The organism is Microbacterium oryzae (genome assembly GCF_030406385.1).
Classification (GTDB): Bacteria; Actinomycetota; Actinomycetes; order Actinomycetales; family Microbacteriaceae; genus Microbacterium; species Microbacterium oryzae_A.
Genome location: NZ_JAUEPM010000019.1, coordinates 1 through 2,127 on the forward strand (window position 1 = coordinate 1; position 2,127 = coordinate 2,127).

Genomic DNA, 2,127 nt, shown 5'->3' on the forward strand with positions numbered 1-2,127 from the left:
TGTCGGCGGCGCTCGAAAACTGGACAGTAGCGGCGCGTGAAAAGTGAACACTCAACGATTGGAGAGTGATCACTTTGGAGGACTGGGCTCTGATCCGCAGGCTCGCTGCGGAAGGCGTCTCGAAGGCGGCGATCGCGAAGCGGTTGGCGGTGTCGCGCACGACCGTCTACGCCGCGCTGGCGTCTGACTCGCCACCGAAATACGAACGAACGCCGGCGGCGACGTCGTTCACCCCGTTCGAGGCGCGCGTGAAGGAGCTGCTGCGCCAGACGCCGGACATGCCCGCGACCGTGCTGGCCGAGCGCGTGGGGTGGTCCGGGTCGATCCGGTGGTTTCGCGATAACGTCAAGCGTCTCCGACCCGAGCAGAGCCGCATCGACCCCGCGGACCGTCTCGTGTGGGAGCCGGGGGATGCGGCGCAGTGCGATCTCTGGTTCCCGCCCCGGAAGATCCCGCTCGAGGACGGGACCTCGAAGCTGCTGCCGGTGCTGGTGATCACCGCCGCGCACTCGAGGTTCACCGCCGGACGGATGATCCCGACCCGGAAGACGGAGGACTTGCTGCTGGGCACCTGGGAGCTGTTGCAGCAGATCGGCGCGGTCCCGCGTCGGTTCATGTGGGACAACGAGCCCGGCATCGGCCGCGGGCAGCGCCGCGCGGAAGGGGTCGCGTCGTTCATGGGAACGCTCGCGGCGAGGCTGGTGCTGCTGCCACCGCGGGATCCGGAGTCCAAGGGACTCGTCGAGCGCCGCAACGGCTGGTTCGAGACGTCGTTCATGCCCGGTCGCTCCTTCGCGTCCCCGGCGGACTTCAACGCTCAGTTCGCTGACTGGCTGGAGCGCGCGAATGCCCGCACGGTCCGCACGTTGAAGGCGTCCCCGGCTCAGCGCATCGACGCGGACCGGGCCGCGATGCTGCCGCTGCCGCCGGTCCCGCTGCACCTGGGCTGGCGCAACCGGATCCGGTTGGGGCGGGACTACTACGTCCGCGTCGACACGAACGACTACTCCGTCGACCCGCGCGCTGTCGGGCGTCTGGTCGATGTGAGCGCGGACCTCGATCGCGTCAGAGTCCGCCTCGACGGGCGCTTGCTCGCCGAGCACGAGCGGGCCTGGGCGCGCGGGATGACCCTCACCGATCCCGCTCATCTGAAGATCGCGAAGGCGTTGCGGGAGCAGTTCCGCACGCCGCGGCCGGTCGCGGTCGGCGACGATCTCACCCGGGATCTCGCGGATTACGACCGAGCCTTCGGGATCGGAGGGTCGCTCTGATGGCCGGGAAGCAGACCGAGACCGCCAAGCAGCTCACCTACCTCGCCGGCGCGTTGAAAGCCCCACGCATCCTCGAAGCGGCAGAGCGCCTCGCGGAGCAAGCCCGAACAGCGAGTTGGTCATTCGAGGACTACCTCGCCGCCGTCCTGGAACGCGAAGTGAGCGCCCGCAATGCCTCCGGCGCCCGGCTGCGGATCCGCGCGGCCGGGTTCAGTGCGGTCAAGACACTCGAGGACTTCGACTGGGACCAGCAGCCCAACGCCAGGCAGCAAGTCGCACAACTGGCATCGGGGGCGTTCCTCCTCGAGGCGCGCAACGTCGTCCTGCTCGGCCCTCCCGGCACCGGCAAAACACACCTCGCCACGGCGCTCGGCGTCATCGCGGCCCACCAAGGACACCGGGTCCTGTTCGCCACCGCCACCGAATGGGTCACCCGCCTCTCCGACGCCCACCGGTCAGGTCGTCTTGATCAGGAACTCTCGCGGCTGCGGCGCTACGGGCTGATCATCGTCGACGAGGTCGGCTACCTGCCGTTCGAGCAGGACTCCGCGAACCTGTTCTTCCAGCTCGTCTCGTCCCGCTACGAGCACGCGTCGCTCGTGTTGACGTCGAACCTGCCGTTCTCCGGCTGGGGAACCGTGTTCGGCGACCAGGTCGTCGCCGCCGCGATGATCGACCGCATCGTCCACCACGCCGACGTCATCACCCTCAAGGGAGCCAGCTACCGGCTCCGAGGCCGCGGCCTCGACAGCCTCCCCAGCACCCGCCCCGACATCACCGACCCGGCTGACTAAACTGCCCACAACCGTTCACTTTTCGAACGCCGGAAGTGTTCACAATTCGAGCGCCGCCGACA

2 protein-coding genes are annotated in these 2,127 nt (G+C 68.5%); both read left to right on the forward strand.

All coding sequences use genetic code 11. From position 1 onward, the window contains the following. Window positions 1–65: 65 nt before the first annotated feature. On the forward strand, window positions 66–1,271 hold the full coding sequence (gene istA / locus QWJ90_RS14825; protein ID WP_290108644.1) for an IS21 family transposase: 1,206 nt from the start codon (window positions 66–68) through the stop codon (window positions 1,269–1,271). Then, the gene (gene istB, locus QWJ90_RS14830; protein ID WP_290108645.1) at window positions 1,271–2,065 is read left to right on the forward strand and encodes an IS21-like element helper ATPase IstB; all 795 of its coding nucleotides are present in this window, start codon (window positions 1,271–1,273) and stop codon (window positions 2,063–2,065) included. The genes istA and istB overlap by 1 nt, the downstream gene beginning before the upstream one ends. Window positions 2,066–2,127: the final 62 nt, after the last annotated feature.